The organism is Streptomyces sp. NPDC054834, from assembly GCF_053611185.1.
Genome location: NZ_JBSGZV010000017.1, coordinates 151,192 through 174,143 on the forward strand (window position 1 = coordinate 151,192; position 22,952 = coordinate 174,143).

The 22,952-nt window shown below is 68.9% G+C and carries 22 protein-coding genes; 18 read left to right on the plus strand and 4 right to left on the minus strand.

Annotated elements, in window-relative coordinates; genetic code table 11:
* Window positions 1-3 precede the first annotated feature (3 nt).
* Both mqnC and ACWGJM_RS23655 read left to right on the plus strand, forming a co-directional pair.
* Window positions 4-1,203: a cyclic dehypoxanthinyl futalosine synthase gene (gene mqnC, locus ACWGJM_RS23650; protein WP_453413664.1), complete on the plus strand. Its 1,200-nt coding sequence runs from the start codon at window positions 4-6 to the stop codon at window positions 1,201-1,203.
* 7 nt (window positions 1,204-1,210) lie between these two features.
* Window positions 1,211-1,672, plus strand: a complete 462-nt coding sequence (locus ACWGJM_RS23655) for an imidazolonepropionase-like domain-containing protein (protein WP_453413665.1) — start codon at window positions 1,211-1,213, stop codon at window positions 1,670-1,672.
* A 13-nt stretch (window positions 1,673-1,685) separates the two neighbouring features.
* Here the strand turns inward: ACWGJM_RS23655 and ACWGJM_RS23660 are convergent, their stop codons facing one another.
* Complete coding sequence (locus ACWGJM_RS23660) at window positions 1,686-2,711, minus strand: chitinase (RefSeq protein ID WP_453413666.1); 1,026 nt, start codon at window positions 2,709-2,711, stop codon at window positions 1,686-1,688.
* A 390-nt stretch (window positions 2,712-3,101) separates the two neighbouring features.
* Between ACWGJM_RS23660 and ACWGJM_RS23665 the strand changes: the two genes are divergently transcribed.
* The 4 genes from ACWGJM_RS23665 (at window position 3,102) to ACWGJM_RS23680 (ending at window position 7,851) form a co-directional block, all read left to right on the plus strand.
* A complete protein-coding gene (locus ACWGJM_RS23665; RefSeq protein ID WP_453413667.1) occupies window positions 3,102-3,422 on the plus strand; it encodes a hypothetical protein in 321 nt (106 codons plus the stop codon).
* 19 nt (window positions 3,423-3,441) lie between these two features.
* Window positions 3,442-5,814, plus strand: coding sequence for a bifunctional polysaccharide deacetylase/glycosyltransferase family 2 protein (locus ACWGJM_RS23670; RefSeq protein WP_453413668.1), 2,373 nt, complete (start codon window positions 3,442-3,444; stop codon window positions 5,812-5,814).
* Window positions 5,814-7,082, plus strand: coding sequence for an acyltransferase family protein (locus ACWGJM_RS23675; RefSeq protein ID WP_453413669.1), 1,269 nt, complete (start codon window positions 5,814-5,816; stop codon window positions 7,080-7,082). The genes ACWGJM_RS23670 and ACWGJM_RS23675 overlap by 1 nt, the downstream gene beginning before the upstream one ends.
* Before the next feature lie 73 nt (window positions 7,083-7,155).
* Window positions 7,156-7,851, plus strand: a complete 696-nt coding sequence (locus ACWGJM_RS23680; RefSeq protein ID WP_453413670.1) for a demethylmenaquinone methyltransferase — start codon at window positions 7,156-7,158, stop codon at window positions 7,849-7,851.
* Here ACWGJM_RS23680 and ACWGJM_RS23685 read toward each other — a convergent pair.
* A complete protein-coding gene (locus ACWGJM_RS23685) occupies window positions 7,838-8,155 on the minus strand; it encodes a PASTA domain-containing protein (RefSeq protein WP_361449631.1) in 318 nt (105 codons plus the stop codon). The genes ACWGJM_RS23680 and ACWGJM_RS23685 overlap by 14 nt on opposite strands.
* 140 nt (window positions 8,156-8,295) lie before the next feature.
* Complete coding sequence (locus ACWGJM_RS23690; RefSeq protein WP_453413671.1) at window positions 8,296-8,805, minus strand: GNAT family N-acetyltransferase; 510 nt, start codon at window positions 8,803-8,805, stop codon at window positions 8,296-8,298.
* 48 nt (window positions 8,806-8,853) lie between these two features.
* Between ACWGJM_RS23690 and ACWGJM_RS23695 the strand changes: the two genes are divergently transcribed.
* Window positions 8,854-10,188 carry a geranylgeranyl reductase family protein gene (locus tag ACWGJM_RS23695; RefSeq protein WP_453413672.1) on the plus strand — a complete coding sequence of 445 codons (1,335 nt, stop codon included), beginning with the start codon at window positions 8,854-8,856 and terminating at the stop codon, window positions 10,186-10,188.
* 301 nt (window positions 10,189-10,489) lie between these two features.
* Here ACWGJM_RS23695 and ACWGJM_RS23700 read toward each other — a convergent pair whose 3' ends face one another.
* Window positions 10,490-11,305 carry a C40 family peptidase gene (locus tag ACWGJM_RS23700; protein WP_453413673.1) on the minus strand — a complete coding sequence of 272 codons (816 nt, stop codon included), beginning with the start codon at window positions 11,303-11,305 and terminating at the stop codon, window positions 10,490-10,492.
* Between the two features lie 763 nt (window positions 11,306-12,068).
* On the opposite strand from ACWGJM_RS23700, the gene ACWGJM_RS23705 reads away from it, so the two are divergent.
* From ACWGJM_RS23705 to nuoK, 11 genes are read left to right on the plus strand one after another with little or no spacing between them, the layout of a single operon-like run.
* The gene (locus ACWGJM_RS23705; protein ID WP_007383963.1) at window positions 12,069-12,428 is read left to right on the plus strand and encodes an NADH-quinone oxidoreductase subunit A; all 360 of its coding nucleotides are present in this window, start codon (window positions 12,069-12,071) and stop codon (window positions 12,426-12,428) included.
* Window positions 12,429-12,442: 14 nt separating this feature from the next.
* Window positions 12,443-12,997: a NuoB/complex I 20 kDa subunit family protein gene (locus tag ACWGJM_RS23710; protein WP_007383964.1), complete on the plus strand. Its 555-nt coding sequence runs from the start codon at window positions 12,443-12,445 to the stop codon at window positions 12,995-12,997.
* The gene (locus ACWGJM_RS23715; protein WP_453413674.1) at window positions 12,994-13,758 is read left to right on the plus strand and encodes an NADH-quinone oxidoreductase subunit C; all 765 of its coding nucleotides are present in this window, start codon (window positions 12,994-12,996) and stop codon (window positions 13,756-13,758) included. The genes ACWGJM_RS23710 and ACWGJM_RS23715 overlap by 4 nt, the downstream gene beginning before the upstream one ends.
* Window positions 13,755-15,089, plus strand: coding sequence for an NADH-quinone oxidoreductase subunit D (locus tag ACWGJM_RS23720; protein ID WP_453413675.1), 1,335 nt, complete (start codon window positions 13,755-13,757; stop codon window positions 15,087-15,089). The genes ACWGJM_RS23715 and ACWGJM_RS23720 overlap by 4 nt, the downstream gene beginning before the upstream one ends.
* Window positions 15,086-15,958 carry an NADH-quinone oxidoreductase subunit NuoE gene (gene nuoE / locus ACWGJM_RS23725; RefSeq protein WP_453413676.1) on the plus strand — a complete coding sequence of 291 codons (873 nt, stop codon included), beginning with the start codon at window positions 15,086-15,088 and terminating at the stop codon, window positions 15,956-15,958. The genes ACWGJM_RS23720 and nuoE overlap by 4 nt, the downstream gene beginning before the upstream one ends.
* On the plus strand, window positions 15,955-17,304 hold the full coding sequence (gene nuoF / locus ACWGJM_RS23730) for an NADH-quinone oxidoreductase subunit NuoF (RefSeq protein ID WP_361812130.1): 1,350 nt from the start codon (window positions 15,955-15,957) through the stop codon (window positions 17,302-17,304). Before nuoE ends, nuoF begins: the two co-directional genes overlap by 4 nt.
* Complete coding sequence (locus tag ACWGJM_RS23735) at window positions 17,301-19,805, plus strand: NADH-quinone oxidoreductase subunit G (RefSeq protein WP_453413677.1); 2,505 nt, start codon at window positions 17,301-17,303, stop codon at window positions 19,803-19,805. The genes nuoF and ACWGJM_RS23735 overlap by 4 nt, the downstream gene beginning before the upstream one ends.
* Window positions 19,802-21,166, plus strand: coding sequence for an NADH-quinone oxidoreductase subunit NuoH (nuoH, locus tag ACWGJM_RS23740; RefSeq protein WP_453413678.1), 1,365 nt, complete (start codon window positions 19,802-19,804; stop codon window positions 21,164-21,166). Before ACWGJM_RS23735 ends, nuoH begins: the two co-directional genes overlap by 4 nt.
* A complete protein-coding gene (nuoI, locus tag ACWGJM_RS23745) occupies window positions 21,159-21,809 on the plus strand; it encodes an NADH-quinone oxidoreductase subunit NuoI (RefSeq protein WP_453413679.1) in 651 nt (216 codons plus the stop codon). Before nuoH ends, nuoI begins: the two co-directional genes overlap by 8 nt.
* A complete protein-coding gene (locus tag ACWGJM_RS23750; RefSeq protein ID WP_453413680.1) occupies window positions 21,806-22,648 on the plus strand; it encodes an NADH-quinone oxidoreductase subunit J in 843 nt (280 codons plus the stop codon). The genes nuoI and ACWGJM_RS23750 overlap by 4 nt, the downstream gene beginning before the upstream one ends.
* Window positions 22,645-22,944, plus strand: coding sequence for an NADH-quinone oxidoreductase subunit NuoK (nuoK, locus tag ACWGJM_RS23755; RefSeq protein ID WP_073901863.1), 300 nt, complete (start codon window positions 22,645-22,647; stop codon window positions 22,942-22,944). The genes ACWGJM_RS23750 and nuoK overlap by 4 nt, the downstream gene beginning before the upstream one ends.
* Window positions 22,945-22,952: the final 8 nt, after the last annotated feature.

Consider the following 22,952-nt stretch of genomic DNA (forward strand, 5'->3'; position numbering starts at 1 on the left):
CCGGTGACCAAGAAGGCCGACCTTCAGTCCGTCCTCGACCGTGCCGCCGCCGGTGGGCGGATCACCCCCGAGGAGGCGCTCGACCTCTACCGCGACGCCCCGCTGCACGCGCTGGGCGCCGCCGCCGACGCCGTACGCCGCCGCAAGTACGCCGGGACCGAGCACATCGCGACGTACATCATCGAGCGGAACATCAACTACACGAACGTGTGCGTCACGGCGTGCAAGTTCTGCGCCTTCTACGCGGCCCCCAAGGACACCGCGAAGGGCTGGACCCGCGACCTCGACGACATCCTGCGCCGCTGCGCGGAGACCGTGGAGCTGGGCGGGACGCAGATCATGTTCCAGGGCGGCCACCACCCGGACTACGGCGTCGAGTACTACGAGAAGCACTTCCGGGCCATCAAGGAGGCCTTCCCGCAGCTGGTGATCCACTCGCTGGGCGCCTCCGAGGTCGAGCACATGGCCCGGATCAGCGGCGTCCCGGTGGAGGAGGCCATCACCCGCATCCACGAGGCGGGCCTGGACTCCTTCGCGGGCGCCGGCGCGGAGCTGCTCCCCGAGCGGCCGCGGAAGGCGATCGCCCCGCTGAAGGAGAGCGGTGAGCGCTGGCTGGAGATCATGGAGGCCGCGCACCGGCTGGGCGTGGAGTCCACCTCGACCATGCTGATGGGCACCGGCGAGACCAATGCCGAGCGGATCGAGCACCTGCGGATGATCCGGGACGTCCAGGACCGCACGGGCGGGTTCCGGGCGTTCATCCCGTACACCTACCAGCCCGAGAACAACCACCTGAAGGGCCGCACCCAGGCCACCATCTTCGAGTACCTGCGGATGATCGCGATCGCCCGCGTCTTCCTCGACAACGTCCAGCACATCCAGGGCTCCTGGCTGACCACGGGCAAGGAGGTCGGCCAGCTGTCGCTGCACTACGGCGCGGACGACCTCGGCTCGATCATGCTGGAGGAGAACGTGGTCTCCTCGGCCGGCGCCAAGCACCGCTCCAACCGGATGGAGATCATCGACCTCATCCGCAAGGCGGGCCGGGTTCCGGCGCAGCGGTCGACGACGTACGAGCACCTCGTCGTCCACGAGGACCCGGCGAACGACCCCGTCGACGAGCGCGTGATGTCGCACATCTCCTCCACGGCGATCGCGGGCGGCACCGCCCACCCTGAGCTGAAGCTGCTCGCGTCCAACTGACGCGGCCGTGCTGACGATTCACGCGGCGGACGAGGTCCGTCACACCTGGGACCCCACCCGGGACGGCACCGACCCGGTCGAGGACGGTGCCGTGGCCGTCGAGGGCACGCGGGTCGCCGCGGTGGGCACGCTGGCGGAGGTCCAGGTGCGGTTCCCGGGCGCCCGGGTGCGCAGATGGCCCGGCGTGCTCGGGCCCGCACGCCTCCACGAAGGGCCGCTGCCGGACGCCCCGAGCCCGCGCGAACGCGTTCACGCCGTACTGAAGCTCGGCGCGGTCGCCGTCCTGGCGGAGTACGTCGACTCGCCCGAACTCCGGGCGGCCGCCGAACGGAACGACCTCGTCGTCCTCCCCGAGCCCCGGCCCCTCCGGCTCGACGAGACCGCCCGCGCCGACCTCGCCGTCTTCGACGAGAGCGGCGCGTGCATCGCGACGGTGTGCGCAGGGCGGCTCGTGCACCGGCGCCGCTGACCCTCCCGGCGGGTCAGCCCGCCAACGCCTTCCCGAACGCCCCCGAACTCTGCTTCACCCCGCTGCAATCGGTCGCAGCGTCGTCGGACGCGGAGTCGTCGTCGCACTGCTGGTCCCGGAAGCTGGACCACATCGACACCCAGGAGATCTCGTTCTCCTCGGCGAACGTCCGTACCTGGGCCGCGTCGGAGAGGGTGAACGTCTCGTTGTCGACATCGTTGACGCCGATCATCGAGGTCAGCGCCATGCCCCGCCAGGCGTTCGCGTCGGACAGGCCGAAGACCTTCTTCAGCTGGGTGTGGGTGGACTTGGCGGCGGTGAGGGCGTAGTCGCCCATGTCGCCGGTGTACGACTCGCCGTAGTTCATCGTCATGATGTTGACGGTCGAGACCTGGACGTCGTACTCGTTCGCGGACTCCAGCAGCGCCAGGCCGTCGTCGTCCAGTCCGGAGGGCATCACGGGAAGGGTGAAGGAGACCGTGAGGTCGTCGCGGTCCTTCTGAAGCAACGCGATCGCCTTCGAGCGCAGGGCGACCGAGTCGGAGTCGGTCAGTTCGTCGCCCTCGATGTCGAAGTCGGCCTGGGTGGCGCCCGCCGCGTCCAGCGCCTTGGCGTAGGCGGCGGCCAGCTTCGACGCGCTGTCGCAGGTGGCCGCCAGCTCCTTGCCGGAGGCGCCGCCGAAGGACACCCGTACCGTGGCGCCGTCCTGCTTCAGCTGCGAAATCCGGGTCTCCACCGCCGAGTTGCCGATCGCGTACTCGTCGTTCCACTTCGGCGTGCAGTCGCTGCCGTCGGCGATCACGAAGGCCAGGTTGTACGTCGCCGGGGAGCCCGCGGAGTCGTTGTCGGAGGCGGTCGTGGCACTGACGTACGGGGCGTAGGAGGTGCTCGAAGCGGCCGCGCTCTCGGTGCTCGCCGCACTCCGCTTCGGGGGCACGGGCGCCGCGTCCGACGTTCCGCCGGAGCCCGAGGAGCACCCCGTGACTGCCATGGCAAACAGGCATGTGAGCCCGGTCGCCGGCTTCAGGAAACGCCTCATGGCTTCTGCACCCGCTCTCGTGATTTGTGTCTCAGCACTGAAACAAAGTCTCCTTCAAAAGGAAAACGTCTCATGCGAAGCCGATGTTCAATTCGGCGGGGAATGCACAGGCAATACATGGGTGGCGGGGCGCGAATCGGGCCAATCTGGCCGGTCAAAAGGGGTGTTCAGGGATTGTCTACCCAGGGTGGGGTTGCGCAGGTCTTCACAGAATCTCTCAGGAAACAGATAGGTTGAGGCGTTTCTCATGGCCACTTCACATGAAGAAGGGGTGCGGACACATAAAGAGTCCCTAATATCCGGGGAATGCATTCCGAGACTGCCATCGAAAGCACCGCAGAGAGGCGCGGTCGCCGTCGCAAACGTGGCAACGGGTCCGCCGAGGGGCCCGTGTTCGTTGACAACTCCGGACGTCGGTCCAGAGTGCTGCGCCGCATCGGCCTCGGCGTGGGTGTCGTCTGTGCCGGCTACGCCGTCGTGCTCGTCATGGCCTTCATGGGCTGGGGCACCTCGCTCACCCCGTCCTCGCTGCTGCCCTTCGCGGGCGGTCGGAGCGGCCAGGCCCCCGGCGGCTACCAGCCGCAGGGCGGGATCGGCCGCCAGGCCGGCCTGCCCAGCGGCGCCCCGTCGGCGCCGCCCACGGCCACGGCCACCGCCACGGCCACAGCCACCGCCACAGCCACCGCCACCTCGTCCGCGTCCGCCAACTGACGGGAGCGCAGCCACCCTCATGACTACTTCGACACCCGCCCGCCGCAGACGCCGAGCCCCCACCCGCATGGAGCGGGCGGCCGGCAAGGCCGCGGCTCTGCAGAAACCGCGTGTCATCCTCGCCCTGCTGCTTCTGCTGGCGCTGACCTGCGTGATGCTGCTCGACGGCTATCTGCGCGCCGAGGTCGGCGGCGACCAGCGGGTGCGTACCGGCGCCAGTTCCAGCAAGGTCCCCGACAAGATCCTCGACGGCGGCCCGATCCTCACCTTCCGGGGCGGCCGGGCGACCACCGTCTCCGTGCCGGACAAGACCATCGCGCTCACCTTCGACGACGGGCCGAACCCGACCTGGACGCCGCAGGTGCTCAAGATCCTCCAGGAGAACGACGTGCCCGGCACGTTCTTCCTGGTCGGCTCGATGGTGTCGCGCTACCCGAGCATCGTGAAGACGATGGTCGGGGACGGCAACGAGGTCGGCATCCACACCTTCACGCACGTCGACCTGTCGTACCAGAGCGATGCTCGCGTCAACCGCGAGATGCAGCAGACGCAGCTCGCCCTCGCGGGCGCGGCCGGCATCACGACCACGCTGTTCCGCGCGCCGTACTCCTCGGAGACGGACGCGATCGACAACTACAGCTGGCCCGTGTACAAGAAGCTCGGCAAGGACGGTTACACCAGCGTCTTCGTCGACACCGACAGCGACGACTGGAAGAAGCCGGGCGTCTCGAAGATCGTCAAGTGGGCCACGCCGAAGGGCACCAAGGGTGCTTCCGTGCTCTTCCACGACGCGGGCGGTGAGCGGTCGCAGACCATCAAGGCGCTGCCGCAGTACATCAAGAAGATGAAGGCGAAGGGCTACACCTTCACCACCATCAGCGGTGTCGTCCAGAAGCAGACCGCGGCGGAACGGCAGACGGCGGGTGGACAGCCCGGGAGCCCGTCTGGTGCCGCCGGTGCTTCCGGTGCGACCGAGGCCGGTGCGACCGAGGCCGGTGCGACTGAGGCCGGCGTGACCGGCAGCCGGCCCGGCACCGGCGCCGGGCCGGGCGGTCAGGGTGGCGCGAGCACCACCGCCCGCCTCCAGGCAGCCCATCGCACCGCCACCGGCGTGACCCTCTACGAGGGCAAGGCCCTCATCGTCGCGGTCGCCGTCGCCGAGTGGACCGTGCCCACGCTGTCGGTCGGGCTGTTGGTCGTGGGCGTCGCCGTCATGGGCCGCTTCGGGATGATGCTGATCCTCGCCCGGCGCCACTACAGACAGCGCAACAAACGCCGCTTCAGCTGGGGCCCGACGGTCACCCAGCCGGTGAGCGTGATCGTCCCGGCGTACAACGAGAAGGAGTGCATCACCAACACCCTCGAGTCGCTGGCGCAGAGCACCCATCCGATCGAGATCATCGTGGTCGACGACGGTTCGACCGACGACACGTCCGAGATCGCGCGCAGCGCGGCCGAGTCGCTCGGCATGCGCAACGTCCGGGTCATCCGGCAGGAGAACGCGGGCAAGCCGGCCGCCCTGAACAACGGCGTCCGCAACGCCAGCCACGACATCGTCGTGATGATGGACGGCGACACCGTCTTCGAAGCGGACACCGTACGGCAGCTGGTGCAGCCGTTCGCCGACCCGGAGGTCGGCGCGGTCGCGGGCAACGCCAAGGTCGGCAACCGCAACACGGTCATCGGCGCCTGGCAGCACATCGAGTACGTGATGGGCTTCAACCTGGACCGGCGCATGTACGACCTGCTGCGCTGCATGCCCACCATCCCGGGCGCGATCGGCGCGTTCCGCCGGGACGCGGTGCTGGAGGTCGGTGGCATGAGCGAGGACACCCTCGCCGAGGACACCGACATCACCATCGCCATGCACCGGGCGGGCTGGCGGGTGGTCTATCAGGAGCACGCCAAGGCCTGGACGGAGGCGCCCGGTTCCCTCAAGCAGCTGTGGTCGCAGCGCTACCGCTGGTCGTACGGCACCATGCAGGCGCTGTGGAAGCACCGCAAGTCCCTCACGGACAAGGGGCCTTCGGGGCGCTTCGGCCGGGTCGGCATGCCGCTGGTGGTGCTCTTCCAGATCGTCACGCCGGTCTTCGCCCCGCTCATCGACGTGTTCACCGCCTACTCGATGATCTTCATCGACTTCCAGGCGGCGCTGCTCGCCTGGCTCGCGGTGCTCGCCATCCAGCTCGTGTGCGCGGCGTACGCCTTCCGGCTGGACCGGGAGAAGTACCGCTACCTGCTGATGATGCCGCTGCAACAGCTGGCTTACCGGCAGATGATGTACCTCGTCCTCATCCACTCCTGCATCACCGCCCTCACCGGCGGCCGGCTGCGCTGGCAGAAACTCAAGCGCACGGGTGAGGTCGGGACGCCGGCGGGGGTGAGCGGCTGATGAGCTGGGAGCAGCAGCAGGGGTACGGGCAGCCGTATCCGCAGGGGTACGACGGTTACCAGTACGGGGAGCAGCAGTATCCGCAGCAGTATCCGCAGCACTATGCGGACTACGGGCAGGTCGCGGCTGCGGGGGCCACGGCGCCGCTGCCGGTGGTGGAAGCGGCCCCCGAACCGGAAGCCGAGCCCCGGGCGTCCGCCGCCGAGGAGAGGAAATCCCGGGCCAGGCCCAGGCCCACGGGCCGCGACCGCTACTTCGACACCCTCCGTGCCGTCGCTCTCATCCGTGTCGTCATCTATCACACCTTCGGCTGGGCCTGGTGCGGCATGGTCTTCCCGTCCATGGGGATCATGTTCGGCCTGGCCGGCACCCTGATGGCGAAGTCGCTGGAGCGCCCCGCGTTCAAGGTCCTGAAGAGCCGGCTGCGCAGGCTGCTGCCGCCCTTCTGGTTCTGGGGCGTCTTCGTGGTGCTGGCGATGCTGATCCACGACTGGATACCGGGCTGGCAGATCGTCTACTGGATCGTGCCGCTCGGCGACCCGCCGGGCAACGCCTGGGGCGAGCAGGCCTGGGAGATCCTCTGGTACCTGCGCACCTATCTCTGGTTCGTCCTGCTGTCCCCGCTGCTGCTGCGGGTCTTCCGGCTCGCCCCGGTCCCGGTGCTGGTGCTGTCCCTCGCGCCGATCCTGGTGCTGGACTTCGTCTGGTCCGGCCCGGACAACCGGCTGGGCAGCGCCATGTGGGACCTGTCCACGTACCTCTTCTGCTGGATCCTCGGCTTCGCCCACCGCGACGGTGTGCTCCAGCGGATGAAACCGGCCCTGGTGGTCGTGCTCTCGTTCGCCGCGCTCGGGTACGGCGGTTGGTACGCCTTCTCGCACCAGGCCGACTTCGGCACGTACGACCTGGACGAGAACCCCCTCGCGCAGGCCTTCTGGTCGGCCGGTTTCGTGATGCTGCTGATGTGGGCGAAGGCGTACTTCCGGATCGACTTCGCCTGGCTCACCCGCTTCAAGCGGCTGGACCGGACGGTCACGGTCTTCAACGCGCGCGCGGTGACGATCTACCTCTGGCACGAGATCGCGCTGGTCCTCGCCGTCCCGCTGATCGACCAGTTCTGGAACGTCCCCGCCTTCGAGAAGTACCTGCCGCTGGACAGCCAGTGGTTCATGTTCGGCATCGGCTGGGTCCTCATCGCGCTGTTCATCCTGCTGTGCGGCTGGGTGGAGGACGTGGCGGCGAAGAAGAAGCCGAGGCTGCTGCCGTGACGGCCCGGATCCGTCAGGAGGGCGGCCAGGGGCGCTGCGCCGGTGCCGCGGCGCCTGCTGCCACAATGGGTCCGTGACCCGCGCATCCCTGGACAAGCAGCCGCACGAAGTCGCCTCGATGTTCGACAACGTGGCGGAACGGTACGACCTGACCAACGACGTACTGTCCCTGGGGCAGGACCGGCGCTGGCGCAAGGAGGTCGCGAAGGCGGTCGACGCGCGCCCCGCGCAGAAGGTCCTGGACCTGGCCGCGGGGACCGCCACCTCGTCGCTGCCGTTCGCGCAGACGGGCGCCTATGTGGTCCCCTGCGACTTCTCCCTGGGCATGCTCCAGGTCGGCAAGACGCGCAACTCCTGGCTGCCCTTCACGGCCGGCGACGCCACGCGGCTGCCGTTCAAGGACGACACCTTCGACGCCGTCACGATCTCCTTCGGCCTGCGCAACGTGCAGGACACGGACACGGCGCTGCGCGAGATGTACCGGGTGACCCGGCCCGGCGGGCGGGTGGTGATCTGCGAGTTCTCGCACCCGGTCTGGGCGCCCTTCCGCACCGTCTACACCGAGTACCTGATGCGCGCCCTGCCGCCGGTCGCACGGGCGGTCTCCTCCAACCCCGACGCCTACGTCTACCTCGCCGAGTCCATCCGCGCCTGGCCCGACCAGCCCGCGCTGGGCGAACGACTGCGCAAGGCGGGCTGGTCCCGGGTCGCGTGGCGGAACCTGACGGGCGGTGTGGTCGCCCTGCACCGGGGTTTCAAGGAGAGCTGAAGCCGACGACGGCGTACGGATCGCCCGGCTCGTCCAGTTCGCGTTGCAGCCCGCCCCTGGGCGGCCTCGGGATGCGGGGCTCCCGCATGCCCCCGCCGCCCTCTCCCTCACCGAAGTCGAACCACACGTACACCATGGACTCCCGGGGCACTTCGGCCCCGGGCTGCGGGTACTGGCGTACGACGTAGTCGACGACGGTGTGGGGGAAGTCCGGCCGGTCCGGGGCGTTGAGGAACAGTCCCCACGCCTGGGCGGTCTCGCGCGCGTCGACGGCCATCAGACCGACGAGACGGGGTACGCGCACTTCGGGTGTTTTGGGTGTTATACGCACAGATGTCACCCCCAGTGGTACTGGAAGGGTAACCCCGCGCGCACGGCAGCCGGAAGCTTCAGGTGTCTTTCTGTGACAGTCGACTACTCTGAGTAATCAATTTCCGGGTCATTTCAGGTCAGAACGAGCCGGTAGCAGAGCGTCGGCACGTCCAGCCTCGGGTGGGTGTAGGTCTCGGCGGGCTCCATGCCCAGGCGCCGGGCCACCGCAGTGGAACGCTCGTTGCCGGGCCGGATCATGGCCACCACCTCCGGCACGCCCGCCGCCCGCACCCGGTCGAGCGTCTCGTGCGCCGCCGCGGTGACGTACCCGTTGCCCCAGTGCGCCCGCCCGAGCCGCCAGCCGATCTCTATCTCGCCCCTCGGGCCCCACTCCCGCGGCCACGGCTGGGCGCCCGTGAAGCCGATGACCTCGTCGCCCTCGCCGAGCAGGGACCACAGGCAGAAGCCCCGCTCGGCGTCGTGCCGGCGCTGACGGGCGGTGAGCTCCTCGTAGACCGACAGGGCCGCCGACGTGCCGCCGTTGAACTCCATGACCTCGGGATCGTCGAAGGCCCGGTGCCAGGCGAACGCGTCCTCGTGGGTGGGGACGCGCAGTCGTACCGCGGGGAGAGGTCGGTTCACGGAGGCAGCCCTTCAGCCGGGTGATCAATGCTGCTGAATAGACTGCCCATGTCCAGTGCCGGTCGGCACGCACATTACGAACCTTGGGGAGATCCCGCCGTGACCGAGCCCCTCTCCGACAACACCGCCGATGTGATCGTCGTGGGCGCGGGGCCAGCCGGCTCCACGACCGCGTACCACCTCGCAAGGTCCGGACTCGACGTACTCCTGCTGGAGAAGACCGAGTTCCCGAGGGAGAAGGTCTGCGGCGACGGCCTGACCCCGCGCGCCGTGAAGCAGCTCGTCGCGATGGGCATCGACATCTCCGAGGAGGCCGGCTGGCTGCGCAACAAGGGCCTCAGGATCATCGGCGGCGGCGCCCGCCTCCAGCTGGACTGGCCCGATCTCGCCTCCTTCCCCGACTACGGACTGGTCCGCAAACGCGACGACTTCGACGAGCAGCTCGCCCGGCAGGCCCAGAAGGCGGGGGCGCGACTGTACGAGCGCTGCAACGTCTCCGGCCCCGTCGTCGACGACCGCACCGGCCGCATCACCGGCGTCACCGCCAAACTCGGCGAGGAGAAGCGCGAGGTCGCCTTCCACGCGCCGCTCGTCGTCGCCGCCGACGGCAACTCCACCCGCCTGTCCCTCGCGATGGGCCTGCACCGCCGCGAGGACCGCCCGATGGGCGTCGCGGTCCGCACCTACTTCACCTCGCCGCGCCACGAGGACGACTACCTGGAGTCCTGGCTGGAGCTCTGGGACCGCCGCGGCCCCCAGGACCGCCTGCTGCCCGGCTACGGCTGGATCTTCGGCATGGGCGACGGTACGAGCAACGTCGGCCTGGGCGTGCTCAACACCTCCGACTCCTTCAAGGAACTGGACTGGCGCGAGGTCCTGAAGGCCTGGTGCGCCTCCATGCCGGAGGACTGGGGCTACACGCCGGAGAACATGACCGGCCCGATCCGCGGCGCCGCCCTCCCGATGGCCTTCAACCGCCAGCCGCACTACACCAAGGGCCTGCTGCTGGTCGGCGACGCCGGCGGGCTGGTGAACCCCTTCAACGGCGAGGGCATCGCCTATGCCATGGAGTCCGGCCAGCTCGCCGCCGACGTCATCGTCCAGGCCCACGCGCGGTCCACGCCCGGCGGGCGCGAGCTGGCCCTCCAGCGCTACCCGCGCGTCCTCAAGGACACCTACGGCGGTTACTACACGCTGGGCCGCGCCTTCGTGAAGCTCATCGGCAACCCGAAGGTCATGCAGATCGCCGCCCAGCGCGGCCTGACCCACCCGATGCTGATGAAGTTCACCCTGAAGCTCCTGGCCAACCTCACCGACCCGACGGGCGGCGACGCGATGGACCGGATCATCAACGGGCTGAGCCGGGTGGCGCCGAAGGCGTGAGCATCCCGTAGGCCCTGTAGGCCCTGTAGGCCCTGTCGGCCCTGTAGGCCCTGTAAGGCCCTGTAAGGCCCAGGCCGGCATCGAGAGGCCCCTCACCCGCGTCGAGCAAGCCGTCGGCCGGGTCGAGGGGCTCTGTACCCGGTTGACGATGTGTCCGGCATGTCGGACATCATCGGCTTCGAGGTGACTGTACAGGAACAGCCATAAACGGACGCCGACTTGGTGCCGAGCATCCCAGGAAAGCCCGAAGGGCCGCTGCCCCCGAGCGGCTGCGGCCCTTCACGCGTTGGGTGGGGTGCGGTCAGAGCACCCGCACGGCACCGGTCGGCGGGTCGTAGGAGAGCGGGTGCTCCCCGACGCCACTGGAGGGGTTCTGCGCGCCGACGAACATGCCGTCGCCCACGTACACCCCGACGTGGTACGCGCTGCCCGCGCTGCCCCAGTACAGGATGTCGCCCGGCTGAAGGTTGCTCAGCGACACCTGGGTGCCGGCCGTCGACTGGTCCTGGGAGACGCGCGGAAGGCTGATCCCGACCTGCTTGAAGGCCGTCTGCACCAGGCCGGAGCAGTCATAGGCGGACGGGCCGGTGGCACCGGAGACGTACGCCTTGCCGATCTGCGCCTTGACGAACGCGACGACGGCGGCGGCCGAACCCGTGGCCGTGGACGTGGACGTGCTCGTGGAGGTGCTGGTGGTCGCCTTGGCGGAGAGGGTGGTCCGCTCCGAGTTGCGCGAGGCGCGGGCGGCGGCCTCCTTGCGGGCGGCCTCCTGAGCGGCCTTCTTCTTGGCCTCCGCCTTCTGCTTCGCGTCCGCGAGGTCCGACTTGGCCTGCTTAGCGGCCTTTGCGGCGGCCGCGTCACGCTCGGCCTGCAACTGGTAGTTCGCGGCGGCCTGCTGCGTGGCGTCCGCGGACTGGGCGACCTGGGTGGCCACGTCGGCCGTCAGCGTGGGCAGTTCGAGGGTCTGCGTCACCGGCTCGGCGGCGTTCGCCGCGCCGGACGCCCCGGCGACTGCCAGGGTGCTGAGGACGCCACCGGCAACTCCGGCCCGCATCGCGATTTTCGACGCGCTGCGGCGGGGTTTCCGGTGGCTGCGTATGTGAGCGGTGTGGGACATGGGAATAAGCGGTACCAGGGGCTCCTTCATATCTTCAAGAAACGTGTGCTGCGCCACATTTACTCAACCGAGCCCCTGAAACCCGCGCGTGTCATTCCTTATTGACGCCGTAACGGACATTGCGGACGCAGGCGATCAGGCCGTTGATCATGGGTTTTCATGATTACGTCCGAATTGCCCTCCGCCTACCATTGGTTGCGTTCGGTGGCCAAGCCCGGCTCTCAGGCGCCTCTCATGGATGTGGTAGAGGTCACGGAACGGTCACCCGTGGGGCCGCGTCTCGCGCGTGGATCACGGCCGGGTCACGGCCGCGTTACGCCGACGGACTTCGTGAACGCATGCACGCGTCCACATTCCACACAGCACCTCCCTCTCATGTGTGAACGCGAGCCTCTACCAGGGCGTGACGCCCAGCGCGAATTTGCATGCAAGGGAAGTCTCTTGATATTGAGACGCACCCTCCGGCCTGCGGTGACGGGCGAAAATGTCACCTCTGGTGATCACTCGGACGCTTCCGGTGCGAAGATCACTGCTCATCCGACTTCATGATCCTTCGTCAGGTGGTGGAGATCACAAAGCTTGAGTAATACGCCGTGTCGCAGATCACAGAGCGACGGGCATAAGATGCGAGGCAGTCGGGCTTGTGACCTGCTTCACATGTTCTCGATCTTCGCCCGGGACGAGCGGGGTTCGTGGGACCGGTGAGGCGGATGGTCCGACGCAACCGCCAGCAGTCAGTGCCGACTGAGAGGAGCGAGGAGCGGTGAACGCCTATGCGCCCATCCTCGTACTGGGAGCCCTCGGGGCAGGCTTTGCGATCTTCTCCGTGGTCATGGCCACGCTGATCGGTCCGAAGCGGTACAACCGCGCCAAGCTCGAGGCCTACGAGTGCGGCATCGAGCCGACCCCCACGCCGGCCGGCGGCGGGCGCTTCCCCATCAAGTACTACCTGACGGCGATGCTCTTCATCGTCTTCGACATCGAGATCGTCTTCCTCTACCCCTGGGCCGTCACCTTCGACGCCCTGGGTGTTTTCGGGCTCGTGGAGATGCTGCTCTTCGTGCTCACCGTCTTCGTCGCCTACGCGTACGTGTGGCGGCGCGGCGGCCTGGAATGGGACTGAGGGGCCTTTAGGACATGGGACTCGAAGAAAAGCTGCCGAGCGGTTTCCTGCTCACCACCGTCGAGCAGGCCGCGGGCTGGGTGCGCAAGGCGTCCGTCTTCCCCGCCACGTTCGGCCTCGCCTGCTGCGCCATCGAGATGATGACCACCGGAGCCGGCCGCTACGACCTGGCGCGCTTCGGCATGGAAGTCTTCCGCGGCTCACCGCGCCAGGCGGACCTGATGATCGTCGCCGGCCGGGTCAGCCAGAAGATGGCGCCGGTGCTCAGGCAGGTCTACGACCAGATGCCCAACCCGAAGTGGGTGATCTCCATGGGTGTCTGCGCCTCCTCCGGCGGCATGTTCAACAACTACGCGATCGTCCAGGGCGTCGACCACATCGTCCCGGTGGACATCTATCTGCCCGGCTGCCCGCCCCGCCCCGAGATGCTGATGGACGCGATCCTCAAGCTCCACCAGAAGATCCAGTCCTCCAAGCTCGGCGTGAACGCCGAGGAGGCGGCCCGCGAGGCGGAGGAGGCGGCACTCAAGGCCCTGCCCACGATCGAGATGAAGGGGCTGCTGCGGTGAGCGACGCGAACGGCACCAACGGCGTGAACGGGTCCGCGAACGGGGTGAACCCCGAGAAGGACCTCGCCGCCTCCAACCTCCCCGGCCGCCGCGGCGAGGGCGGCGAGGAGATCCGCGTCCAGCGCGGCATGTTCGGCGCCAACAACGGCGGCGACACCTCCGGCTACGGCGGCCTGGTCCGCTCGGTCCGGCTCCCGGGTCCGGCGACCCGGCCGTATGGCGGTTGGTTCGACGAGGTCGCCGACGAACTCGAGGGCGCGCTGGAGGAACAGGGCCTGCTGCCCGACAACGCGATCGAGAAGACGGTCGTCGACCGCGACGAGCTCACCTTCCACATCGAGCGCGAGCACCTGCTGCGCGTCGCGAAGACCCTGCGCGACGACCCGGCCCTGCGCTTCGAGCTGTGCACCGGAGTCAGCGGCGTCCACTACCCGCACGACAAGGGCCGCGAGCTGCACGCCGTCTACCACCTGCGCTCGATCACCCACAACCGGCTGGTCCGCCTCGAGGTCAGCGCCCCCGACGACGACCCGCGCATCCCGTCGCTGGTCTCCGTCTACCCGACCAACGACTGGCACGAGCGCGAGACCTACGACTTCTTCGGGATCGTCTTCGACGGCCACCCGGCCCTGACGCGGATCATGATGCCGGACGACTGGCAGGGCCACCCGCAGCGCAAGGACTACCCCCTCGGCGGCATCCCCGTCGAGTACAAGGGCGCCCAGATTCCGGCTCCGGACCAGCGGAGGTCGTACTCGTGAGCACGCAGTCAGCAGCCGCGTCCGCCTCGGCACGCGAGACCACCGAGGGCACCGTCTACACGGTCACCGGTGGCGACTGGGACGAGGTCGTCCAGTCCGCGGCCCGTGCCGACGACGAGCGCATCGTCGTCAACATGGGTCCCCAGCACCCCTCCACCCACGGGGTGCTCCGCCTGATCCTGGAGATCGACGGCGAGACGGTCACCGAGGCCCGCTGCGGCATCGGCTACCTCCACACCGGCATCGAGAAGAACCTCGAGTACCGGACCTGGACGCAGGGCACCACGTTCGTGACGCGCATGGACTACCTGACGTCCTTCTTCAACGAGACCGCCTACTGCCTCGCCGTCGAGAAACTCCTCGGCATCGAGGACCAGATCACCGAGCGGGCCAAGATCATCCGGGTGCTCCTGATGGAGCTGAACCGGTTGTCCTCCCACCTGGTGTGCATCGCCACCGGCGGCATGGAACTCGGCGCCACCACGATCATGATCTACGGATTCCGTGATCGTGAAATGATTCTCGACATCTACGAGCTCATCACGGGCCTCAGGATGAACCACGCGTACATCCGCCCCGGCGGCCTCGCGCAGGACCTGCCGCCCGGCGCGGTGGACCACATCCGCGAGTTCGTGAAGAAGATGAAGAAGAACCTCCCGGAGTACGACAAGCTCGCCACCGGGAACCCCATCTTCAAGGCCCGTATGCAGGACGTCGGCTACCTCGACCTGGCCGGCTGCATGGCCCTCGGTGCGACCGGCCCGATCCTGCGCGCCGCCGGACTGCCGCACGACCTGCGCAAGACACAGCCGTACTGCGACTACGAGACGTACGACTTCGAGGTCCCGACCGCGGACTCCTGCGACTCCTACGGCCGCTTCCTGATCCGCCTGGAGGAGATGCGCCAGTCGCTCGGGATCGTCGAACAGTGCCTGGACCGGCTCCAGCCGGGCCCGGTCATGGTCGCCGACAAGAAGATCGCCTGGCCCGCCCAGCTCGCGCTGGGACCGGACGGACTCGGCAACTCCCTCGACCACATCAAGAAGATCATGGGCACTTCCATGGAGGCCCTGATCCACCACTTCAAGCTGGTCACGGAGGGCTTCCGCGTCCCGCCGGGACAGACGTACGCGGCGGTCGAGTCGCCCAAGGGCGAGCTCGGGGTGCACGCCGTGTCCGACGGCGGCACCCGCCCCTACCGGGTCCACTTCCGCGACCCGTCCTTCACCAACCTTCAGGCCATGGCGGCGATGTGCGAGGGCGGCCAGGTCGCCGACGTCATCGTCGCCGTCGCGTCCATCGACCCCGTGATGGGAGGCGTCGACCGGTGACCACCTCTTCTTCTGAGCGGGGCGTCAGCCTCGGCATGCCCGAGCTGCCGGCGCCCGGCTACCCGGACGACGTCCGAGCCCGGCTGGAGACGGACGCGCGCGAGATCATCGCCCGCTACCCCGACTCCCGATCGGCCCTGCTGCCGTTGCTGCACCTGGTGCAGTCGGAGGAGGGCCATGTCACGCGCACCGGGATGCGGTTCTGCGCGGACATGCTGGACCTGACCACGGCCGAGGTCACCGCGGTCGCCACCTTCTACACCATGTACCGGCGCAAGCCGTCCGGTGACTACCAGGTCGGCGTCTGCACGAACACCCTGTGCGCGGTGATGGGCGGCGACGCGATCTTCGAGGAGCTCCGGGAGCACCTCGGCGTCGGGAACGGCGGGACCACCGGCGACGGCAAGATCACCCTGGAGCACATCGAGTGCAACGCGGCCTGCGACTTCGCGCCGGTCGTGATGGTGAACTGGGAGTTCTTCGACAACCAGACCCCGGCCAGCGCCACACGCCTGGTCGACGACCTCCGCGCGGGACGGCCCGTCGAGCCCACGCGCGGGGCACGCCTGTGCACCTTCAAGGAGACCGCCCGGATCCTGGCGGGCTTCCCCGACGAGCGGCCAGGGGCCGTCGAGGAGAGCGGCAGCGCGGGACCCGCTTCGCTGGTGGGCCTTCGCCTGGCGAGGGGAGAGGCCGCACCCGCGCGGGTGGTGCATCCGCGGGACGGCGGACCGCACGACGAACCGCAGGACCGGGCGGTGCACGAGCCGTCGCCGGCCGAACACCTCAGTTCCCATGACGCGCCGCAGGAGACATCGGCCTCGGACCCGTCCCACCCGGCAGGGCCTACCGCCGAGGAGGGTGAGTGATGAGCGTGGCTGCCGAACTAAAGGACACCAGCCCGGAGAAGCTGCTCGCACCCGTGCTGTCGGCCTTCTGGGACGAGGACAGGTCCTGGACGCTGGACGTCTACCGGAGGCACGAGGGGTACGAGGGGCTCCGCAAGGCGCTCGCCATGTCGCCGGACGACCTGATCGCGTACGTCAAGGAGTCCGGTCTGCGCGGGCGAGGCGGCGCGGGGTTCCCGACGGGAATGAAGTGGCAGTTCATTCCGCAGGGTGATGGAAAACCGCACTATCTAGTTGTCAACGCCGACGAGTCGGAGCCCGGGACCTGCAAGGACATCCCGCTCCTCTTCGCCAACCCGCACAGCCTCATCGAGGGCATCGTCATCGCGTGTTATGCCATCAGGTCGTCGCATGCCTTCATCTATCTGCGTGGTGAAGTCGTCCCCGTTCTGCGGCGGTTGCACGAGGCCGTGCGCGAGGCCTACGCGGCGGGCTACCTCGGCGAGAACATCCTGGGCAGCGGACTCGACCTCCAGCTCACCGTGCACGCCGGCGCCGGCGCGTACATCTGCGGTGAGGAGACCGCACTGCTCGACTCGCTCGAAGGCCGCCGTGGTCAACCGCGGCTCCGTCCCCCCTTCCCTGCTGTCGAGGGCCTCTACGCGTGCCCGACTGTTGTGAACAACGTCGAGTCGATCGCGTCGGTTCCCGCCATCCTGAAAAACGGCAAGGAATGGTTCAGGTCGATGGGCAGCGAGAAGTCCCCGGGCTTCACGCTCTACTCGCTCAGCGGCCATGTCGCCAGCCCCGGCCAGTACGAGGCCCCGCTCGGCGTCACACTCCGCCAGCTCCTCGACATGAGCGGCGGGATGCGCCCCGGGCACCGGCTGAAGTTCTGGACGCCCGGCGGCTCCTCGACACCGATGTTCACCGACGAGCACCTCGACGTCCCGCTCGACTACGAAGGAGTGGGCGCCGCGGGATCCATGCTCGGCACCAAAGCACTCCAGTGCTTCGACGAGACCACCTGCGTCGTGCGGGCCGTCACCCGCTGGACCGAGTTCTACGCCCACGAGTCCTGCGGCAAGTGCACGCCCTGCCGTGAAGGCACGTACTGGCTGGTGCAGTTGCTGCGGGACATCGAGGCCGGCAAGGGCGTCACGTCCGACCTCGACAAGCTCGCCGACATCGCCGACAACATCAACGGCAAGTCCTTCTGCGCCCTCGGCGACGGCGCCGCCTCGCCGATCTTCTCCTCGCTCAAGTACTTCCGCGAGGAGTACGAGCAGCACATCACGGGCCGGGGCTGCCCCTTCGACCCGGCCAAGTCGACGGCCTGGGCGGACCGCCCGGAGGTGAACGCATGACCGTGACCACCAGCGCTCCCACCGGAGGAGGGCAGGCGCCGGTCCCGCCGGAAGACCTCGTCACGCTGACGATCGACGGCGTCGAGATCAGCGTGCCCAAGGGCACCCTGGTCATCCGGGCCGCCGAACAGCTCGGCATCGAGATCCCCCGCTTCTGCGACCACCCCCTGCTCGACCCGGCCGGCGCCTGCCGCCAGTGCATCGTGGAGGTCGAGGGCCAGCGCAAGCCCATGGCGTCCTGCACGATCACCTGCACGGACGGGATGGTGGTGAAGACCCACCTCACCTCGCCGGTCGCCGAGAAGGCCCAGCACGGTGTGATGGAGCTGCTGCTCATCAACCACCCGCTGGACTGCCCGGTCTGCGACAAGGGCGGCGAGTGCCCGCTCCAGAACCAGGCGATGTCGCACGGCAACGCCGAGTCCCGCTTCGGGGGGAAGAAGCGGACGTACGAGAAGCCGGTCCCCATCTCCACACAGGTACTGCTCGACCGCGAGCGGTGCGTGCTGTGCGCCCGCTGCACCCGGTTCTCCAACCAGGTGGCGGGCGACCCGATGATCGAGCTGCTCGAGCGGGGCGCGCTCCAGCAGGTCGGCACCGGTGAGGGCGACCCGTTCGAGTCGTACTTCTCCGGCAACACCATCCAGATCTGCCCGGTCGGCGCGCTCACCTCGGCGGCCTACCGATTCCGCTCCCGCCCCTTCGACCTGATCTCGTCGCCGTCCGTCTGCGAGCACTGCTCGGGCGGCTGCGCGACCCGTACCGACCACCGGCGCGGCAAGGTCATGCGGCGGCTCGCCGCCGACGACCCCGAGGTCAACGAGGAGTGGGTCTGCGACAAGGGACGCTTCGCGTTCCGGTACGCGCAGCTGAAGGACCGGCTCGACACGCCGCTGGTGCGAAACGCCGAGGGCGAGCTCGAACCGGCCTCCTGGCCGGAGGCGTTGCAGATCGCCGCCCAGGGACTGCTGGCCTCGCGCGGCAGGACCGGCGTCCTCACCGGGGGACGCCTCACCGTCGAGGACGCCTACGCGTACAGCAAGTTCGCGCGCGTGGCCCTCGACACCAACGACATCGACTTCCGCGCGCGCGTGCACAGCGGCGAGGAGGCCGACTTCCTGGCGGCCCAGGTGGCCGGGCACGGCCGTGACCTCGACGGTACGGGCGTCACGTACACCGCTCTGGAGATGGCGCCCGCCGTCCTGCTGGTCGGGTTCGAGTCGGAGGAGGAGGCGCCCGGCGTCTTCCTGCGGCTGCGCAAGGCCTGGCGCAAGCGCAAGCAGAGGGTGTTCTCGCTGGCCACACATGCCACGCGCGGCCTGGAGAAGGCGGGTGGCACGCTGCTGCCGGCCGCTCCCGGTACCGAGACGGAGTGGCTGGACGCTCTCGCGAGCGGTGTCGGCCTGGAGGATGCCGGGACCCTGGCCGGCGAGGCGCTGCGCGCCGAGGGCGCGGTGATCGTCGTCGGTGAGCGGCTGGCCTCGGTCGCCGGTGGCCTCACCGCCGCCGTACGCGCCGCGTCCGCGACCGGAGCGGGGCTGGTGTGGATTCCGCGGCGGGCCGGGGAACGCGGCGCGATCGAGGCGGGCGCGCTGCCATCGCTTCTGCCGGGCGGGCGTCCGGCGACCGACCCGCGCGCGCGTGACGAAGTCGCCGCGGCCTGGGGGCTGGCCGAACTCCCGCACCGCTACGGCCGCGACACCGGTCAGATCGTCGAGGCCGCCGCGAACGGTGAGCTCCAGGCCCTGCTGGTCGCGGGTGTGGAGGTCGCCGACCTGCCGGATCCGGCACGCGCGCGTGAGGCGCTGCAAGAGGCCGGTTTCGTGGTGTCGCTGGAGCTGCGGCCCAGCGAGGTCACCGAACGCGCCGACGTCGTCCTGCCGGTCGCAGCGGTCGCCGAGAAGGCGGGCACCTTCCTCAACTGGGAGGGAAGGGGCCGCTCCTTCGAGGCCGCGCTCAAGCCGGACCAGATGACCCGCCGCCTGGCACCGGCCGACGCGCGGGTGCTCCAGATGCTGGCCGACGCCATGGACGTACACCTCGGCCTGCCGGATCTGCGGACCACGCGCGCGGAACTGGACCGGCTCGGCGCCTGGGACGGGCCGCGGGCCTCCGGGCCGCTGGAGACGGCGAGTGTGCTGCCGCGTCCGGCCGCCGGGGAGGCCGTGCTCGCCGGGCACCGGCTGCTGCTCGACCAGGGCGTGCTCCAGGAGGGCGACGAGGCGCTCGCCGGAACCCGGCACGCGGCACGCGCGCGCGTGTCCGCCGCGACGGCCGCCGAGGCGGGCGTAGCGGAAGGCGACCTCCTCGCGGTGACCGGCCCCGCCGGGGTCGTGGAACTCCCCCTCCAGGTCACGGAGATGCCCGACCGGGTGGTCTGGCTCCCGCTGAACTCCGTCGGGAGCGGCGTCGCCTCCGACACCGGGGCACAGCCCGGTTCCCTCGTCCGCATCGGCCCGGCGGCACTCGCCGAAGAGGCCCCCAAGGAGGTGGAGGCATGAGCCCGTACCTCGCCGCTGAAGACCTCTCGATGTTCGGCCGCGACCCCTGGTGGCTGGTCGTCATCAAGGCCGTCTTCTGCTTCGCCTTCCTGATGGTGACCGTGCTGTTCTCCATCGTCTGGGAGCGCAAGGTCGTCGCCTGGATGCAGCTGCGCATCGGCCCCAACCGGCACGGCCCCTGGGGCATGCTCCAGTCGCTGGCCGACGGCATCAAGCTGATGCTCAAGGAAGACGTCATCGTCAAGCGCGCGGACAAGGTGGTGTACGTCCTCGCGCCGATCGTCGCGGCCATCCCGGCCTTCATGGCGATCGCGGTGATCCCGTTCGGACCGGCCGGCAACGAGATCTCGATCTTCGGACACCGCACCACGATGCAGCTCACCGACCTGCCGATCGCGATGCTCTACATCCTCGCGGTCGCCTCGGTCGGGATCTACGGCATCGTGCTGGCGGGTTGGAGTTCCGGATCCACCTATCCGCTCCTCGGCGGCCTGCGCTCCTGCGCGCAGATGATCTCCTACGAGATCGCCATGGGCGCGGCGTTCGCCTCCGTGTTCCTCTACTCGGGGTCGATGTCGACGTCGACGATCGTCGAGCAGCAGCAAGACCGCTGGTACATCCTGCTGCTGCCGGTCTCCTTCATCCTCTACATCGTCACGATGGTGGGCGAGACCAACCGCGCCCCCTTCGACATGCCGGAGTCCGAGGGCGACCTGGTCGGCGGCTTCAACACCGAGTACTCGTCGATCAAGTTCGCGATGTTCATGCTCGCCGAGTACGTCAACATGGTGACGGTCTCGGCCGTGTCGACCACCCTGTTCCTCGGCGGCTGGCGCGCCCCCTGGCCGGTCAGCACCTTCTGGGAGGGCGCGAACCACGGCTGGTGGCCGCTGCTCTGGTTCGTGATCAAGGTCCAGCTGCTGCTGTTCTTCTTCATCTGGCTGCGCGGCACACTCCCGCGCGTCCGCTACGACCAGCTGATGAAGCTCGGCTGGAAGGTCCTCATCCCGGTCTCCGTGACGTGGCTGATGCTCGTCGCGACCGTGCGGACCCTCAGGAACCAGAACTACGACTTCGCCGACATCGCCCTCTACGTCGGCGGCGCCGTCCTGGCGCTGCTCCTGCTGTCCTTCGTCGTCGACATGTTCCGCGACAAGGCCAAGACGGCCGAGCCGCCCGCCGCCCAGCCGGCCGTGTTCGACCCGATGGCCGGCGGATTCCCCGTGCCGCCGCTGCCCGGACAGGAGCTGCCGCCGGTGCCCCGGCGCCGCTCACGCCGTGAGCGGGAGCTGATTGTCAGTGGTGGGACGGACACTGTCAGTGACGGATCTTCGGATGGAAAGGAGGCGTCCGATGGCTGAGGAGCCCCAGGAGGCCGGGCAGGCGAAGCCTGGCTTCCAGAACCCGGTGGCAGGCTTCGGCGTGACCTTCAAGGCCATGTTCAAGAAGCGGCTGACCGAGCAGTACCCGGAGCAGAAGAAGACCACGGCTCCGCGGTTCCACGGACGGCACCAGCTCAACCGCCATCCGGACGGCCTGGAGAAGTGCGTCGGCTGCGAGCTGTGCGCCTGGGCCTGCCCCGCCGACGCCATCTACGTCGAGGGCGCCGACAACACCGACGAGGAGCGCTACTCGCCGGGCGAGCGGTACGGCCGCGTCTACCAGATCAACTACGCCCGCTGCATCCTGTGCGGCCTGTGCATCGAGGCGTGCCCCACGCGCGCGCTCACGATGACCAACGAGTTCGAGCTGGCCGACAGCAGCCGCGCCAACCTCATCTACACCAAGGAGCAGCTGCTCGCCGGACTCGAGGAGGGCATGGTCGACTCCCCGCACGCCATCTACCCGGGCATGGACGAGCAGGACTACTACCAGGGCCTGGTGACCGAGGCCGCGCCCGGGACCGTACCGCAGGTGGCCCTCTCCAAGGGCGAGGTGCCTCAGGAGGCCTCCTCGACCTTCGGTGAGGACGAACCGGCGTCGAAGAAGGTGATCGGCCGATGACCGCGCAGCTCGCCGCCTACTCCACCTCCACCGGAGAGGCCTTCCAGTTCTGGGTCCTCGGCACCGTCGCCGTGATCGGCGCCCTGTGCACCGTCTTCATGAAGAGGGCCGTGCACAGCGCGCTGTGTCTCGCCGGAACCATGATCGTCCTGGCGGTGTTCTACCTCGCCAATGGCGCCTACTTCCTGGGGATCGTGCAGATCGTCGTCTACACCGGCGCGATCATGATGCTGTTCCTGTTCGTGGTGATGCTCGTCGGCGTCACCGCCGCGGACTCGCTGAAGGAGACCATCAAGGGCCAGCGCTGGCTGGCCCTCCTGTGTGGGGTGGGCTTCGGCGTCCTGCTGCTCGGCGGCATCGGGAACGCCTCCCTGAAGGAGTTCGACGGCACCGGCCAGGCGAACGCGAACGGCAATGTGGAGGGCCTGGCGTCCCTCATCTTCACCAAGTACGTCTTCGCCTTCGAAATCACCGGCGCCCTGCTCATCACGGCCGTCGTCGGCGCCATGGTCCTCACCCACCGCGAGCGCACCGAGCGCGCCAAGACGCAGCGCGAACTGTCCGAACAGCGCGTCCGCGAGGGCAAGTACGTGCCGCCGCTGCCCGCGCCCGGTGTGTACGCCCGGCACAACGCCGTCGACATCGCGGGCCTGCTGCCCGACGGCACACCGTCGGAGCTCACGGTCAGCAAGACGCTGCGCGAACGCGGCCAGATCCGTGACGTGTCGACGGAAGCCCTCAACGACCTGCGGGCCCTGGAGCAGCGCGCGGAGGAGCGCCTGGAGCGCACGACGATCGAGCCGGCGAACTTCAAGCGGGCCGAGGAGGCGCCGAAGTGAACCCCGTCAACTACCTGTATCTCGCGGCGCTGTTGTTCACGATCGGCGCGACCGGCGTGCTCATCAGGCGCAACGCGATCGTCGTGTTCATGTGCATCGAGCTGATGCTCAACGCCTGCAATCTCGCGTTCGTCGTCTTCTCCCGGATGCACGGCAACCTCGACGGCCAGATCATCGCCTTCTTCACGATGGTCGTGGCCGCCGCCGAGGTCGTCGTCGGTCTGGCGATCATCGTGTCGCTGTTCCGCACCCGCCACTCGGCCTCGGTCGACGACGCCAGCCTGATGAAGCTGTAAGGGGTCGG